The sequence below is a fragment of the Pseudomonas sp. 6D_7.1_Bac1 genome, from assembly GCF_025465945.1.
GTDB lineage: Bacteria > Pseudomonadota > Gammaproteobacteria > Pseudomonadales > Pseudomonadaceae > Aquipseudomonas.
The window spans coordinates 1-15,591 of record NZ_JANLNW010000074.1 but is presented as its reverse complement, the minus strand read 5'-3'; the positions used below and the strand labels follow the sequence as shown (position 1 = coordinate 15,591).

At 54.2% G+C, this 15,591-nt stretch carries 18 protein-coding genes; 13 read left to right on the top strand and 5 right to left on the bottom strand.

The genetic code is table 11. The features are described from left to right. Positions 1-72 precede the first annotated feature (72 nt). Both NTD87_RS21130 and NTD87_RS21125 read right to left on the bottom strand, forming a co-directional pair. Positions 73-1,620, bottom strand: coding sequence for a sensor domain-containing diguanylate cyclase (locus tag NTD87_RS21130; RefSeq protein WP_262116371.1), 1,548 nt, complete (start codon positions 1,618-1,620; stop codon positions 73-75). 228 nt (positions 1,621-1,848) lie between these two features. Further along, positions 1,849-2,100, bottom strand: coding sequence for a hypothetical protein (locus NTD87_RS21125; protein WP_262116128.1), 252 nt, complete (start codon positions 2,098-2,100; stop codon positions 1,849-1,851). A 294-nt stretch (positions 2,101-2,394) separates the two neighbouring features. Here NTD87_RS21125 and NTD87_RS21120 point away from each other — a divergent pair, with 294 nt between their 5' ends. The 9 genes from NTD87_RS21120 (at position 2,395) to NTD87_RS21075 (ending at position 8,807) form a co-directional block, all read left to right on the top strand. Further along, on the top strand, positions 2,395-3,111 hold the full coding sequence (locus NTD87_RS21120; RefSeq protein WP_262116127.1) for a metallophosphoesterase: 717 nt from the start codon (positions 2,395-2,397) through the stop codon (positions 3,109-3,111). Positions 3,112-3,292: 181 nt separating this feature from the next. Then, entirely contained in the window at positions 3,293-3,508 is a 216-nt protein-coding gene (locus NTD87_RS21115; protein ID WP_262116126.1) for a hypothetical protein, read from the top strand. A gap of 91 nt (positions 3,509-3,599) precedes the next feature. Next, on the top strand, positions 3,600-4,148 hold the full coding sequence (locus NTD87_RS21110) for an NADPH-dependent FMN reductase (RefSeq protein WP_262116125.1): 549 nt from the start codon (positions 3,600-3,602) through the stop codon (positions 4,146-4,148). A gap of 403 nt (positions 4,149-4,551) precedes the next feature. Beyond that, positions 4,552-4,752 carry a hypothetical protein gene (locus NTD87_RS21105; protein WP_262116124.1) on the top strand — a complete coding sequence of 67 codons (201 nt, stop codon included), beginning with the start codon at positions 4,552-4,554 and terminating at the stop codon, positions 4,750-4,752. Between the two features lie 94 nt (positions 4,753-4,846). Continuing rightward, positions 4,847-5,236, top strand: coding sequence for a hypothetical protein (locus NTD87_RS21100; RefSeq protein WP_262116123.1), 390 nt, complete (start codon positions 4,847-4,849; stop codon positions 5,234-5,236). A 42-nt stretch (positions 5,237-5,278) separates the two neighbouring features. Further along, the gene (locus NTD87_RS21095; protein WP_262116122.1) at positions 5,279-5,515 is read left to right on the top strand and encodes a hypothetical protein; all 237 of its coding nucleotides are present in this window, start codon (positions 5,279-5,281) and stop codon (positions 5,513-5,515) included. Positions 5,516-6,179: 664 nt separating this feature from the next. After that, positions 6,180-7,715 carry a sensor domain-containing diguanylate cyclase gene (locus NTD87_RS21085; protein WP_262116370.1) on the top strand — a complete coding sequence of 512 codons (1,536 nt, stop codon included), beginning with the start codon at positions 6,180-6,182 and terminating at the stop codon, positions 7,713-7,715. A gap of 141 nt (positions 7,716-7,856) precedes the next feature. Continuing rightward, positions 7,857-8,285 carry a hypothetical protein gene (locus NTD87_RS21080; protein ID WP_262116120.1) on the top strand — a complete coding sequence of 143 codons (429 nt, stop codon included), beginning with the start codon at positions 7,857-7,859 and terminating at the stop codon, positions 8,283-8,285. 336 nt (positions 8,286-8,621) lie between these two features. Next, positions 8,622-8,807: a hypothetical protein gene (locus tag NTD87_RS21075; RefSeq protein ID WP_262116119.1), complete on the top strand. Its 186-nt coding sequence runs from the start codon at positions 8,622-8,624 to the stop codon at positions 8,805-8,807. Positions 8,808-8,870: 63 nt separating this feature from the next. On the opposite strand, the gene NTD87_RS21070 is transcribed toward NTD87_RS21075, so the two are convergent. Beyond that, entirely contained in the window at positions 8,871-9,623 is a 753-nt protein-coding gene (locus NTD87_RS21070; RefSeq protein ID WP_262116118.1) for a carbonic anhydrase, read from the bottom strand. A gap of 233 nt (positions 9,624-9,856) precedes the next feature. Here NTD87_RS21070 and NTD87_RS21065 point away from each other — a divergent pair, with 233 nt between their 5' ends. Continuing rightward, positions 9,857-10,099, top strand: a complete 243-nt coding sequence (locus NTD87_RS21065) for a DUF1652 domain-containing protein (RefSeq protein WP_262116117.1) — start codon at positions 9,857-9,859, stop codon at positions 10,097-10,099. Here NTD87_RS21065 and NTD87_RS21060 read toward each other — a convergent pair. Next, a complete protein-coding gene (locus NTD87_RS21060; RefSeq protein ID WP_262116116.1) occupies positions 9,986-10,921 on the bottom strand; it encodes a nitrilase family protein in 936 nt (311 codons plus the stop codon). The two genes, NTD87_RS21065 and NTD87_RS21060, sit on opposite strands and share 114 nt — an antisense overlap. 43 nt (positions 10,922-10,964) lie before the next feature. Continuing rightward, positions 10,965-12,464: a purine-cytosine permease family protein gene (locus NTD87_RS21055; protein WP_262116115.1), complete on the bottom strand. Its 1,500-nt coding sequence runs from the start codon at positions 12,462-12,464 to the stop codon at positions 10,965-10,967. 283 nt (positions 12,465-12,747) lie between these two features. Here NTD87_RS21055 and NTD87_RS21050 point away from each other — a divergent pair, with 283 nt between their 5' ends. The 3 genes from NTD87_RS21050 (at position 12,748) to NTD87_RS21040 (ending at position 15,546) form a co-directional block, all read left to right on the top strand. Then, positions 12,748-13,653 carry a LysR family transcriptional regulator gene (locus NTD87_RS21050; RefSeq protein ID WP_262116114.1) on the top strand — a complete coding sequence of 302 codons (906 nt, stop codon included), beginning with the start codon at positions 12,748-12,750 and terminating at the stop codon, positions 13,651-13,653. 102 nt (positions 13,654-13,755) lie between these two features. Then, positions 13,756-13,986 carry a hypothetical protein gene (locus NTD87_RS21045; protein ID WP_262116113.1) on the top strand — a complete coding sequence of 77 codons (231 nt, stop codon included), beginning with the start codon at positions 13,756-13,758 and terminating at the stop codon, positions 13,984-13,986. An 864-nt stretch (positions 13,987-14,850) separates the two neighbouring features. Further along, positions 14,851-15,546, top strand: a complete 696-nt coding sequence (locus tag NTD87_RS21040; protein ID WP_262116112.1) for an alpha/beta hydrolase — start codon at positions 14,851-14,853, stop codon at positions 15,544-15,546. The last annotated feature ends 45 nt before the right edge of the window (positions 15,547-15,591 follow it).

Here is a 15,591-nt window from a genome sequence, read left to right as displayed (position 1 = left end):
AAACGCCCATTAATCGCATGGCATCTTCATCAGGCGCAAACCACAATCTGTAACAAATTGTTGAATCAGAAACTAATTTGAAATAATGGTCCTGTTTCTTCCATTGGACTTGGCGATGTATAGCGCTTTGTCGGCTGTATCTACCACATTTTCTGGAGTGTCAGCTTTCTCTTCAGCGAGTGTGCTAATACCAATGCTGATAGTGACCACTCCAAGTGGCGATTTAATATGTTCTATTTTGTTTTGCTCTAGCTCGAGTCGTATCTTTTCGGCTAGAAGGAAAGCTCCAACATAGTCTGTGTTTGTCAGTACGATGGCAAATTCTTCTCCGCCGTATCGGGCGGCAAGATCGCCGGCCCGGTTGACATGCGTTTTAATGATTGCCGCCACAGTCTTCAAGCATTCGTCACCCCGTACGTGGCCGTAGTGATCGTTGTAGAGTTTGAAAAAATCAATGTCGATCATGATGAGCGCTGTGCCGTCTAGCTTGCGTTTCTTTCGGTTGATTTCAGCCTCTATAAATAAGTCAAATTGACGGCGGTTGGCGATCTTTGTCAGTCCATCTTCGAGCGCCATTAACCCAAGTGCTTTATTGGCTTCGATATAGTTTTTTTGAGAGGCCTGCAGTTCTCTTTGTGCTTGAATTTGCTGGCTCATTAGCTTGATTAATCGATAGCCTATAAAGCTAAGTATTAATAATAATACGGATGATATGATTAAGCTGGCGAGGGACTCGCTTCGCCAGTCAGCAAGTATCTCATTTCTATCAAATGCGGCGATGACAACAAGAGGGTACCCGTTAATGCGTCGAAAGCCTATGACCCGCTCTACGCCGTCTATAAACGATTTTATGGTTGCCGTGCCTGAATTCACGTCCGGTTTTAGTAGGGCGAACACTTCGCCCGTTGATATGTTAAGTCCGACGTCTGAGTCGCGAAATGGTTTGCGTACCATAATATGGCCGCTTAATGTCGCCAGATTGATGAGGCCGTTTGCTCCCATGTCTACACCGTCGTAAAGACTGAGAAAGTAGTTGAGATAAATTGTCGCTATCGTTACTCCAGCAAAACTCCCGTCAGGATGGTTGATTCGGCGCGATACGGTCATGACCCATTCATTTGTTGAGCGGCTGCGTATCGATGGGCCAATGTAGGGGCCAGGCTCAGTGTGTTCTCGATGGTAAATAAAATAGTCGCGGTCTGAATTGTTTGCGCCGGCGGGTATTATGCCGTTTGAATTGAGCAGCCAGCGCCCCTGCTCATCATAGATAAAAAAGCCATGTATTTGAGGTAAGCGTTTCTGCTGTGTTTTAAGTAATTCTTCTAACTTCTTTAAGCTTTCCGCGTCACTGCCATCAGCTTCTAGTTGCTCCTTAACCCCTATAAGTACTGTATCGGCCTGGGTAAGAGTTGCCTCAATATTGGACGATAAGGTCTTCGAGAGATTTGACATCTCGGTTTCTTTGTCGTGTAAATGGTACTCTAGGGAGTTGAAGACACCCCACGTGCTTATCGCTATTAATGAGATGCATACCACTGCAACAAAGAGGACTACATGTCCGACTTTGAGTTTGGCATCGCTCCAGTCGGTGGAAAAAACTGAGGCCTTCCTAGTCAACATAGAGTCCTGCCATTGGGCGTGGGTAGTGGTATTTAGCGTATTCGGTTTTTTAAAATTCGCTGAGATATTTTCAGCGTGGGTTGCAGGTTTTTGCCATCTGCTTGTCTTGGTTGTTGCCAAGCCGGTGGCATGATCATAAACCCGTCATGCTCTCCAGGGCCTTCGTCGCTGTCGGGAAACTGTCCAATGGACGCGTACAGGATCGGGGGGGCTTGAGGCGAAGGAGACCTAGCGCGGAGGCGGGGACCACAAAACTTCAGGTTCGTGGCTTAAGTTGATAAGTGAATAGATTGCTTCACAGGAGCGATCGGAATTTCGCTCGATAGTGGATAAGTGACGCCGCAGCGACTCGGATGTCTCTGGCGTCAGGTAGCCAATCTGCTGAATTAATCCCGTCAAATCTTCAAGGGCTGCACCAATTGCAAGCTGCGTCAGATTCAAATTATAGAGAGCGAAGTAGATCTGTTCCTTGTCTTCCATGACTAGACCTCCTTATAGAGGGTTATAGCCTAGTCAAGCAATCGCTATGCTGCAGAGGATATTCGTTCAGGTAAGGATTTGGCGACGAGCTGTCGTAAGGAGTCAATCCGGCATCCGCAAGCGCGATTGACGGAAATGGCTGAGTTCGATGCGTTCAAGGGGGTAGCATAAGAGTTGTGTCCCAAAAACTCCGCGACTCAGCGAGTACACCGACCGCGATTTGATCCGCGCACTGGCCGAACCCCAAATGCACTGGATCGAAAAGGGCCTTCTGAAGGTTCCGGGGGTGGCAGCATGACTCAGGTTCAGCGTTTCACAATCAACACCGCAGGCCGGGACTTTGCCGTTGGTGATATTCATGGCCATTTCACCAAGCTTCAGGCAGCACTTGATGCTGTCGGCTTCAACCCCGTAACCGACCGTCTCTTCAGTGTTGGCGATATGGTTGACCGCGGCCCCGAATCTGCCGATGTCGACGTCTGGCTGGCCAAGCCATGGTTCTTTGCCATACAGGGCAACCATGAGCAGATGGCGGTCGATGCCCATCGGCTCAACCACAAAGGCCAGGCCAGCTATATGCACATGATCAATGGGGGCACTTGGTTGTATGGCCGGTCCACCGCTGAGCAGGCCTTCTATGTGGCTCTGTTCGCCGACCTGCCTATCGCTATTGAGGTAATGACGCCTGCGGGTCTGGTGGGGATCGTGCATGCCGATTGCCCGTTCGATGATTGGGGGCGAATGCTTGGCGCTCTTGAACGGGAGCAAGGCGCGATGCAGCGTAGTGTCCAGACAACCTGCCAGTGGTCGCGCACTCGAATTTCGAATGGAAACCGTAATGGTGTGAGCGGCGTCAGGGCGGTGATCGTCGGCCACACGGTGGTCAGCCAGCCGGCAGTGCTGGGCAACGTCTACCACATCGACACCGGTGGCTGGATGGGAGGCCACTTCACGCTGATTGATTTGGCCACGCTCGAGTGTTTTCCGCCGGTCAGTACGTCGTCCACCTGAACATGCCGACAGTGACGGTCGGCGCCAAGAGTCGGGTCAACGGCGCCGCGGTGACTGCGTTCACGGGGATACTCATGGGTTATTTCCAGTCAGGCGCCACTCATCCGAAGCTAAGCGACTGAAATTAAAAAGAAGCATTGCTGTTGTAGGGTGCAGGCCATGATTCATGAGGACTACTAAAGTGAACCGATCAGCACGAAACCTGCGTAAAACGCTGGACGCCACAGCAGCCAATAACGAGGCTGCCGCAGTTGATGTCATGCGGGCCATTGATCTGCTGGGTGATGAATTGCTGCGCCAGCGGCTGCTGGGTGTCGTCCATCGCTTGAATCAAGATGCGAGCGATTTGCGGCAAGCCAGGGATGATGTCTCTGGAGCATTGATGAAGCTGGCCTGATGTCGCCGATACGTTGCCGCCTCCGTTAAAGATGGCTTTGGCCCGCGTATGCGACAATGCACCGGCCCGTTAAGTCATGGAACGAATACACATGGTGCAATTGCTTGCGATCTCCGGAAGTCTGCGTGCAGCCTCTTCAAACTCCGCGCTGCTGCGTGCTGCTGAGAGGCTCAGTCCTGAAGGGTTGTCGATCAAACACTACCTGGAGGTGGGTCAATTACCTCACTTCGATCCGGATCTGGCTGACGATCCTCCGCAGATCGTCGCAGCGTTGCGCGGGATTATTGCCAAGGCAGACGGCATCCTCATCTCGTGCCCTGAGTACGCTCGCGGAATACCGGGGTCGTTCAAGAATGCACTGGATTGGCTTGTAGCGAGCCAGGACTTTCCCGGCAAACCGGTAGCACTTTTCAACGCTTCACCACGAGCGAGTCACGGCCAAGCGGCCCTCAGGTTAGTACTCGAAACGATGTCCGCGGTTATTGTCGAGCCGGCTTCGATAACAGTGAACCTGCTGGCTAAAGGAATGGATGAGGCAGACATCGCAGCGAGCCCGCAGATCAGTCGGCAAATCGTCTCGGCCTTGGGTGCGTTCAAGCATCAAATCGAGGGCGGTCTTTCCAGTACCAGCCCTGACTGAAATCGAAGCTGATGCACTCCGGTAGAGCCTGCTTGTCCGGGATTTTTGAACCTCTGCGGTTTGGGGCGGATCAAACGATCATAGAGTCAGGCGAAGCCTGCCCGGAGGTGATCGAATGAAACGCACAACCACTTTGATTTTGGTGATGTCAGCTGTGCTGTTACTCGGTGGGTGCTGGCCATATTGGCACGAACATGGCGAGCACGGACGTGATCATTACAACCATGGTTATCACGAGGGGCAGGAGTACAGCCGGTAACATTGTGCTGATGCAGTTGACAGGCGCTGGGCCGGGTGCGTGGGGTATTCCAATACATCCAAGACCATAAACGCACAGCGAAGTGCGGCTTGTTTACGGTTCGGGCGTAAAATAGCTGGGCTACATCATCAAAAGGAGCCTCATATGAACGCCGACCTAATGAACAAACGGACTGCTGGAGAACGAGTCGTTTGGGATCAGTACTTTTGTGCTGCGTTGATTGCGGAAAGCAATCTGTCGGCACCGACGGTAGGGGGCCCGAAGTCGAATCATGAAGACAGGCAGAACGTGTTGGTTGATAGGGCCAAACTTCTTGCTGACAAGATGATGGAACACAGAAAATAAACGGAGCCCAGCCATTGCGCTGGGCTCTTCACATTTGGCGCCACGTTGGCTCTGGTGGCAGGAGGTCACAGGGGATTCGTACAGGCGCTGACTGGTGTACATTCTGTCTTTTTTGGCGCATGAAAACTCTTGTGCCACACGTCAACAGCAGGATGCTGAGATGGTTGCCGATAGTGATGATCAGAAAGACGCCAATGACTCGGGCTGGTTTGTGTTTTTTGTGTCTTCAATTCTCGTTTTAGCCATCGTCATGGGGATTGGTATCGTCAGGCTGAATGCAGAGCTCGATCAGGCTCGAGAAGGCAGAGTTACTGTGGGCGTCGGGTGCTTGAATCGGCCTCTGATTGTTTCAAACAATCCCACAACCAATGTCTATGCTCGCTGCAAGAGCAGAGCAGGCGACATCGGGGACGATAATGGTGGAGAAAACGGTCTTGTAGCGGATGAGCCGCAGACCCTCAAAACAAATAATCGGGACGATTGATGGCTGTGTGACTCGACTATCAACTACCAGAGGGATGCAACGATGACTGAGCGCCATTTGATTCACTCCGAAACGCTTGCGAACGGGTGCAAGATCGAGGTCAGGGCAAAGATATTGAGGGACGGCTCGTTGCAAATGTTCATCGGCGTGTACCGGCCAGATGGCACGGTTATCCTTGAGGACAACGACCCCAAACCGCATCTGCTGGACATGGAAGACGCCCTGGAATGGGGGATCGAAATCGCGAGACGCACCGGTAACGACCAAAAAACGCTGTAAGGCTTTACGATCATTGGATCTGGTTTTTTGGCTTGTCGCCTCTGACCAGTGAATCATTGATCTGCTTCATGGTCGTATCTGCGGTTGAACGCTTTCCGAGTAAAATCGGGGGGTGGCGACAACCCATCTCCGTAGACCTGACCTTTGTTTTTAGGGTGTTCAAATGAAGCGCACAGCGATAATGATCCTGGCCATTTCAAGTTCTCTCCTGCTGGGAGGCTGCTGGCCTTACTGGGAAGATGGAGGCGGGTACGGTCGAGATCGAGGCCGTGATCATGGTCGTGAGTATGACCGTGGCTATGAGCACCGCGATGATCGAGGGTATGACCGAGGATACGAGCGTCGTGACAATGATCAGGGGGAGGGTCGTAACCGCGATCGTGATCATGGCGACAGGGGCGACTGACGCTTATTCGCGGCTCTCTCGCAGTCTCGAAGCAACGCCATCGCCGTAGTTCTGGACGGCAAAGTGGTCGACTGGATGGAGCAGGTCAGGGAGGAGCACTACACCAAAGCGCCCTGACCCTGAAATTCCTGAAGCGCGTTCTACTCAAACTGGAAGAAAGCTGGCCATTAGCTTTCATTCCAGTCATTAGTGCTGTTCGAAGGCGTTTATACTGCGCGAACCTTTGATGAATGGGCATTCAACAGCCTGGGTTCCCTCTTGAAACGTGATCTTCGACTTGCCTCATTGCTGACCTCCCTGGTGTGTGTATCCGTGGTGCTGCTGACTGTCTGGCAGATGTGGACAGCTCGACAGAACACCTTGAGTGACATCGAAACCGACACATTGAATCTGACCCATGCACTCAACACTTACACCGAGGGTACCTTCAAGCAAAGTGAAGTGGTGCTGCTGGGTCTGACAGAACGGATCGAGAAAGACGGGACCGGCCCGGAGCAGCTCGAGCGCTTGAGGTTGCTGGTCGCTCAGGAGATGGATGCGCTTGAGCAATTGAACAGCGTGGTGCTGTATGGCGCGCAAGGGGACTGGATATTCTCGACCAACAAGCCTGCTTCACCCCACAGCAACAACGCTGATCGAGCATTCTTCAAGCATCACCGCGACAATCCAGAGCGCGGCATCTTCATCGGTCCGGCGATTCTCAGCCGTGCCACCGGTGCTTGGGCGATTTCGGTCAGTCGGCGTATCGATCATCCGGATGGAAGTTTTGCCGGGGTGATAGCCGTCACCATCAGCCTGGAACACTTCCTCAAGCTTTATCGAACCATACAAGTGGGGCAGTTCGGCGCGATCAGCCTGACCTCATCCGAAGGGCGTCTTCTGGTGAGGTATCCATTCCAGGAGCAGGACATCGGGCGTGATCTGTCTCCTGCGCCCATATTTTCCGAGTACCTGCGCAAGATGTCGTCAGGTACCGTGGATTTTGCTTCAAAAGTCGATGGCATACATCGAATCTACGCGTTCACGAGAAGCGATCAATATCCCCTCGTAACGACTGTAGCGGTGGGTCAGACCGAGGCCATGCAAGCATGGTTGAGCCAGACAAAGCAGTCTGCCGCAGTGGTGCTGGTGCTGTTGGGACTCTTGGTCGCGCTGGGGCGCAGATTGATCTCCCACATCAGTCATCGTATTCGGGCAGAGAATGAACTGCGAACCACCCAGACCGCGCTGATTGAGCTTAACCATACACTGGAGATTCTCGCCAGCGAGGACAAGTTGACCGGTCTTGCCAACCGCCGGCACTTCGATCAGTTTCTGGATATCGAATTCAAACGCGCCAAGCGACTTCGAAGCCCTCTGTCACTGATCCTGATCGATGTGGATTTTTTCAAACGTTACAACGATCACTATGGGCACCTCGCCGGAGACGAATGCCTGCGAATAATCAGTCAGTCGATCAAGCAGTGTGTGCGCCGTCCGGGTGACATGACCGCCCGCTATGGTGGTGAAGAAATCGCCGTGGTAATGCCCAATACGGACGAATCAGGAGCCCGCTCGGTTGCCGAGGCGATCCTGCTCGGTATTGCTCGCGCGCGACTTGAACACCTTTCGAGTCCTTTCGGTACCGTAACCGCCAGCCTGGGGCTGGCGACGTATACGACCTACGATAGCGAGCAGGATGAAACGGCACTGATCGATCGGGCAGACCGCGCGCTTTATTCAGCAAAGTCGCAAGGCAGAAATCGCCTGAGTGTCGCTGCCGCGGGAATGGGCTTGCCGGTCAGCCGCGCGTAAAGCTCTTGCGCAAAAACCAAGGCTCTCATCCCTGACATCTATACTGTTTGTCATGCGTTCAGCCATAGGGTCACGATCCTGGTGCATATCCAATTCACTCGGTAGTGATGAAGTCTTGGCATAGTTCAGCGAGGGCTCGACATGCGGATTCTGATAGGGATTGCAGCCTTTGTACTTATATCAGGGTGCGTGACTTCACCGATTTCAGCGGAAAAAGCAGCTGGAGTTCCAAGTGACCGGGTTTTCGCATTTCAGCAACCCATCGAGGGGGACAGTGGAACGATTTTTGTGACGCGTGATGTTGGCTTACTGGGTTCGGCCTGCTACATCGGTGTCTACGTGAACGGTGATTTTGTCGCGAGAGTAGGGCCTGGTGAAGGAGCAAGGTTTTTCACCAAGCCGGGAGAGGTCTTTGTAGGCGCTGGAGAAGACCTGAAAGGTAACGGCTTGTGCTCGATAGGTATTTCCTTGCGTGAGGTCGTAACAACCATGACTGCCGGAGAGGTAAAACGCTTTCGGATTTACGGTGATGCGAGCGACGGTATTTCAATCGCTCCAAGCTCCCGTTGAAGTCGCCATGTATCGTCCGTTGGTGTGGTGACCAGAGCTGCTAGAGTTAGACAACTTCACAGAGACGTAGCCTTGAGAAAAGTGTGGTTATTTAAGGGCTTAGGTGATTTTTTGTGTGAAAAAAAGGATGTAAATATCTTGTTACATGTTGGCTGATGAGATAGGATAGCGTCCGTGTTCACCTACCACGGTTTACGCATTTTTAAGCCCCAAGCGTCCATCAGCTGCTTGGGCTTTTTTTTGCCTGAAATTTGTCAATGGCTGGAACTGGCTTTTGAACATTGACCCTTTCGTACCCTCTAATGCGTATCAACACAGGGCGTACGGAGGTGAGCCATGAAAATCCATCTGCACTTGCCGGGTGCTAAAAAACCGGTTCCGCCAATCCATTCGGGTGAAGCGCAACAGGACAGCGACGAGCGACAGGAAAATAATCCGAAAGAATGGAAGGATGATCAAAGCTCGGTCGAAAATGAGCTTGAAAAACTCCATGACAAAGCCAGACCCCTTACCTCGCGGTAAACAGCACGAGCCAGCGAATATCAAGAAATGCATCTCACCGCCGGGTGAGATGCATTTTTCGTATCAGGCAATCAGATCAACTTTGCCGCTGGCCAGGCGATAGATACCTCCGACGATTTTCAACGTGCCCTTGCTGAGCGCTTCCGTCAGTACGGGTGAGGCATTCTTGAGGCTCTGGACCGAGTCTTTGACGTTTTGCACGGTCGCGTTCTCGAGGAGATCTCCCGGCTCCTTGAGTACCTTTTCGATAGAGGGCTTGAGTGCGTCAGTCAGTTTCTGGATTTGGCCCGGGAAAACGGCATTGTCCTTGACTGCCTTTATACCGGCAGCGAGGGCGCCGCAATTCTCATGCCCCAGCACCAGGATCAGTGGGGCGCCGAGAACCAGGACCGAATACTCCAGGCTGGCCAGGCCTTCTTCCGTGACGAAGTTGCCCGCGACACGCACCGCGAAAAGGTCACCACGGGCCGTGTCAAACGCATACTCAGGAGCGATGCGTGAGTCCGCGCAGCTCAGCACTGCCACGAACGGATTCTGTCCAGAGACCAGCGCTTCACGCTCGGACTTGAAGTCATGTGTCTTGGAGGCACCGGTGATGTATCGCTGATTGCCTTTGATCAGTCGTTGAAGCGCCATGTCCGGGCTGATCGAGTTTTGTGGTTTTGGAGGAGGGGCCTTTTTCTCGGCGGCCTGGGCGATTCTGTCGGGCAGCACGCCGGCAAGCAGCAGAGCGCCGGCGCCAAGGCCCGCCAGCCGGAGAAATCGACGACGACCCTCTGCGTCCGGCGCAGGGTTTGAATCACATGATTGGCACATAGTTTGTGTACTCAGGTTTTGAGTGGGAGTGGCTCGCTATCAAGGGCTAAGAACGTTCTGCACTGCTTCGTTGGAGTCTAGATGCTTTGCACAAGCCTGTTTTGAGCAGTGCAGCATTACTGAAGTGAGAAACACGTAGCACTTTCAGCTTAATTCGTTCGCGTTCGCCAGGTTCAGCTAACCTGTAAAGATCAGGTAACACTCCAGCACACAATCCCCACGGACGGATCGCCATGTTTCCTGTTCTTGAGCTTTGCCAGATTGTGGAGTCCGGTTTTCATCCACTCTCGTGCACCTGCACGGTGAGTCCCGACGGATCTTTGATGATCAAAATTGTCGAGCCGGAATCCGGACGCGTTGAATTACTCATCACCGGTGTGTCGACGGCGGAGTTCACCAGTGTCCGGGATATATCCAACTTTATCGGTGAGCTGCGTACTGAGATGAAGGCCGGGCGCAGAGCGTTCGCCGGCTGAATACAGTTCCGGACGGCGATCGCGATGCAAGTCATTGTGGTTGCTGATGCGCTTGTTACGCGCCTCGGCGAGGTTCAGCGTCGCCAGCAAAATTTGCTCACCCCCCAGTTCCGCCGGCCCCGCCAGAGGGTAACCATCGGCATCGACGATGACCGATCCCTGGACCCAGCCAACCCCGCGCTCGTGGCCGTGGCGGTCACACGCGGCGATGAACATCCGGTTGACCGAGGCATTGGCCTGGACTCGTACCACTTCAGATGGGCGCTCGGTTTCCGGTCGAGGACCATCGGGCCAATTGACAGGTGCGCAGAGCAACTCCGCGCCGGCTAATGCCGGCAGGCGTACCCACTCAGGGAACTCCAGGTCATAACAGATCATCATGCCGATTCGCCCGAAAGCAGTTTCCACTACGGGCGGCGCGGCGTTTCCGGCGCTGAAAATCGAGTTTTCGGCGTCCCAGAGGTGTGCCTTGCGGTAAATCGCACGCAGACCTTGGGCATCGATCAATGCCGCGCTGTTAGCCAGTCCGTCCCCCTCCAGCCGCTCGCAGAATCCTGCGACGATGACGATATCCAATTCCCGTGCAAGTGCTTCCCACAAGCGTAAAGTCGGCCCGTCTGTCGATTCAGACAAGGCTAACGCTTCGCCACGGTCAGCGAAGAGGTAGCCGCTCTGCACCAGTTCGGGCAGCACCACAACCTGGGCGCTGCGGGAAGCTGCCGAACGGATCGCCCGTTCGGTGAGTGTTCGGTTGTAGGCAAGATTGCCGATCTTCGGCGCCACTTGGCAGCACGCGACGACGATACTTCTGGGTGTGTTCATTGTGCAGGCTTCCCTTGTTCGAACATGTGCTCACTGGCAGTGATCAACGCTCTTCCTCTGTCGATGTATGCGCCATCGAGACGAAGTCTTTTTCGGTGATCGATTCGATGACCCGGTGTTCGTATGCAAGATCAATCGAGCGGCTGAGGATGAAATAGGTCAGGCCAGAGACCACCAGACCCACCAGCCAGGCAATGTCTACACCGTTCAACAGGCGCGCCAGTGGCCCGACGAAAACTTCCTGATTGGCGGTGGCATCAACGATGTAGAAAAACGGCACCATGGCGGCGAAGCCGATCAGGTAAGAAGCAATCCCGCGATATTGCCAGGCACCGTAAATGCCTTTGGGGGTGAAGAAGTGGGGAATGGCATAGCGGCCTTTACGAACAAAGAAGTAATCCACCAGGTTGACGGCGGTCCACGGCACGAGGAAATACAGCAGCAGGACCAGGAAGGTATTCAGCAACGAGATGCCATCGCCTTTGATCGACAGCACGCAAGTCAACAAGATGCTGCTGATGGCGAAGATCGACAGCACGCGAGCACGAGGCGTCGGGGTGATCTTCTTGATCGAGTCGACACCCGTCAGCAGCGTTAGCATGGCGCTGTAGGTATTGAGTGCGATGATTGGCAGAAATCCCGCAACCGACACCAGCACCAGTACGTTGCCCAATCCTGGAATCATTGAAGAGCCGACCTGATTCAGCGCGACCAGTGCGTCAGACGCCTTTAATTGCTGTGCGAGCCAGGCACCGAGGCCGATCATCCATCCGCCTGACAACGATGCCCCCAGAAACACCGCGGCAATCAGTTTGGCGCGGCTGGTGTTTTTCGGCAGATAGCGCGAATAGTCGGACACGTAAGGCGCATAGGAAATGTTGTAGCTGGCGCCGATAGCAAACAAGGTGGCAAACGCGACCCAGTTAAAGCCGAGGTTGGTCGCGGGGGCTACATCACTTTGGCCAGCGCCAAACATCAAGGCGATGGTGACGAGCGCATACAGTGGCAAGGTGGCCAGTAACGCCCATTTGAACGCCTTGTGCATCAGGTCGTGGCCGTAGATCGCCAACAGCGCACCGACCAGCACTACCGCGACGGCCACGAGGGTCGGGTTAAGCCCGAACACATGTTCAAGGCCGCCCATGATCAGCGAGACATTCACCACGTTGAAGCCGACAAACACGAACATCGTTGCCATCAATGCGAGGATCACGCCGCGATAGCCGAATTGGGCTCGCGACTGGATCATCTGCGGGAGTCCCATCTCTGGCCCTTGGGAGCCATGGAATGCCATGAAAATGGTGCCGAACATGATGCCGAGCGCACCTGCCAGGGTGGTCCACAGCGCCGACAGTCCGAGGCTTGGGCCAACAAACCCGATGGAAATGGTAAAGAAGTGGAAATTACCCAAAAACCAGAACGGGCCCTGGCTGCTGAGCTTGGCGTGGCGTTCGTTTTCCGGGATGTAATCGATCGAATGGCCTTCGATGGCCAATCCGCTGCTCGCCTCAATGGCGCGCTCGGACATATTGGACCCTGACATACGATTCTCCTTTGCTTGGAATCGACAGTGATTGCTGTTGTTTTTATGGATGAAGCCGTCAGTCTGTGTCGCTGGAGGGGAGCGCCGAATCGTTGTGGCCATTTCACCAAAACGCGACCTATCATTGCTCGTCAGTAATGAAAGGGGAGTGACTCGAGCCCGCCAATGTTCCGGCTGAGGGCCGGTTCCAGTGCAATGTATGGATTTGATCGGGGCTGTAAAATATTGCAGGCCAACTGTTTACATAGGTGTTCGTCTATGTGACTGACTTTCGGGAGCGGGCATGCTGGGCAATGTATCTGAGCTGGATCTGCGCTTGATCCGGGTGTTTCTTGCCGTCGTTGAGGCGGGCGGGATTTCGGCAGCACAAACGGCGCTCAATACCACCCAACCCACCATCAGCGCGCAATTGGCCACGCTGGAGTCGAGGCTGGGGTTTCGCCTTTGCGAGCGGGGGCGGGCCGGGTTTTCCGTCACGTCCAAAGGTAGCCAGTTCCTGGAGGCGGCCCGCCGATTAATGGCCGCCGCGGAGGGATTTCGCGTCGAAGTCCAGCACATCAACCGCAAGATCTCCGGCAATATCAATATCGGGCTACTGGGCCAGATCGATCCCGTGGCCAACAAAAAGATCGCCTTGGCCATCGCCCGTCTGCGGTCCCATCATGAGGGGCTGTATTTTCACTTTACCGAGCTGTCGTCATCGTTCCTGGAAGAGAAACTGATCAACGGTCATCTCGATCTGGCGATAGGCTATTTCTGGCACCGCCTGGCCAATATCGATTATTTTTCGCTGTTTCAAGAAACACAAATTGCCTATTGCGGCCCCACGCATCCTCTTTTTGACAAGGTCGGGGTGCTCAATAGCGAAGATGTTCGGGAGCATGACTGGGTTTGGCCCAGCCACCCGCTACCAGAAATGCCAGCACCGACCTCCATTGATCGCCTGACGGCGCTCACCGACAGTATGGACGGGGCGGCCTTGCTCATCCTGTCTGGCCAACACTTGGGTTTCCTGCCGCAGCATTACGCCGCCAGGCATGAAGCATTAGGTCAACTGCACCCGCTTAACCCTGAGCAATTGCGTTATGAGGTCGGTTTTCACGCAGCGGTTCGGCACTCAGCCCGTCAGCGTGAGGCCGTGAGCGCTTTCCTGGCCGAGTTGATGGCTGTTTTCGGTGCGCCTGAGTAGGGGAGTTGCATCCAGTGCACGAGAGGGTTATCAAGTCTTGTGCTGTGATACCGATTTTCAGAGCGTCGCATCGAGTGATGCCGTGACGCGGAGGGAATGGCCATGTTACTCAACAAACCCGAACACGAACTGCGCAGCGATTTCCAGAACCTTGCGTCTGATATGCGATGGTCGGCGGTGGAGCTCAAAGGCATTGCCGAGCGACTGAGGCAGACCGGTAATGAGGTCGACGCTCAGTCACTGCTGAAGACATGTCAGGTGCTGGAGACCGCCGAAGAGCGGCTGGCAGCCTACGCGGATGAAGTGAAGGCTCATCGAATCGGCCTTAAATAAGCACGGGTCACCCTTGCTGCTCGTGGTGGCGAAATAATGGTGCACAATGTCAGCTCGTTTTTGTGCGAGGCCCTTTGACATCGCAGGATGACCAGCAGGCGCTGTGCGCAGTAGCGCGTTATTGCAGATTTTTTGGAACGATGGAATTTTCCAGGCGTCTCAGATGAGGTCGCCGCACTACAGTAGGGAGAGGAACCCAGTTGAAGGAAAGGTTATCAAGTCTCGCAATTGTCACGTTAATGGCGCTCGGGGGTATCTCGTTGCTGTTCGTCATTAAAATTTGCATTGAGTACTTCGTAGGGTCCATTGCTGAGTCATGGATCGATCTCACGCTTGTTCTCTCGGGCTATTTACTGTTTTTTCTTCTTGAACCCATTCGAAAGTGGTGGTGCAGAAAATGGAGTAAAGGTTCCAAGCGCAGAAAAAGAGCGAATGAATGTGAGGATGTTTGATAAGGCGATGGTTTCACCCCTTTTGATAGGCGAGCTTGGGGACAGGTTTCTGGAATCGTGGGATTTCCGTAACCGTGACAACCCTTTCACGAAGTCTTCACCCCGACCTGCCTAAATTGACCTGACTCCTTTGATACATTCCCTTTAAGCCCGCCCGCATGCGGGCTTTTTTTCGACCTGAAGAATGTCAGTTCGCGCAAAGGCTTATCAATGAATCGCTACGCTCCTACCGTTCCCACTTTCGGTACGCTGCCAAAGGGCGCCAAGGGGTAAATTTTGTAGACGCACCGATAGCGCCATGCTACTTCCGGTAGTGGCAGACGCGCAGTGATCGGCGTATTGCCCCACATCACGACGGCTCGCGCCGAGTGAGGGTGGCAGTGACTAACTCTACGAAACCGGGAGCGATCCGATGAGCGACAAACCCACGATTTTGTTGGTACACGGCTTTTGGGGCGGCGCAGCACACTGGAACAGGGTCATCGCCGAGCTGCTACGACGGGGCCATACCTCGATTCACGCTGTTGAACTGCCCCTGACCTCGCTGGCCCACGATGCCGAACGCACGCGCAAGATGATTGCGCAACAACCGGGGCCGGTCCTGCTGGTAGGCCATTCTTACGGCGGTGCGGTCATTACCGAGGTGGGCGATCAACCGAACGTGGTGGGCCTGGTGTTTATCGCCGCGTTTGCCCCGGATGCCGGCGAGAGCCCGGGCGGAATCACTCAGGAACATCTGCCCGTTGCGGCGCCGAACCTTGCGCCTGACAGCGACGGTTATTTGTGGGTCAAACCGCAGCTCTATCACCAAAGTTTCTGTCAGGACCTGCCGGCGAACGAGGGGCTGGTAATGGGTATTACCCAAAAGGCACCACTGGCCAGTACGTTTGGCGACACGATTACCGCGCCGGCCTGGAAGAAAAAGCCGTCGTGGTATCAGATATCCAGTGACGACCGAATGATCGCCCCCGAAAATCAGCAGCGGATGTCCGCGCGGCTCGGTGCCAGAAAGGTGATCACCCTGAAGGCAAGCCATGCATCACTGGCTTCGATGCCGGTCGAAGTCGCTGCATTGATCGATGAAGCGGCAAGCGAATTGACGAAGTAGTCGTCGCTGACAAAACCAGGCCCCGCCATCGAGCGGGGCTTTTTT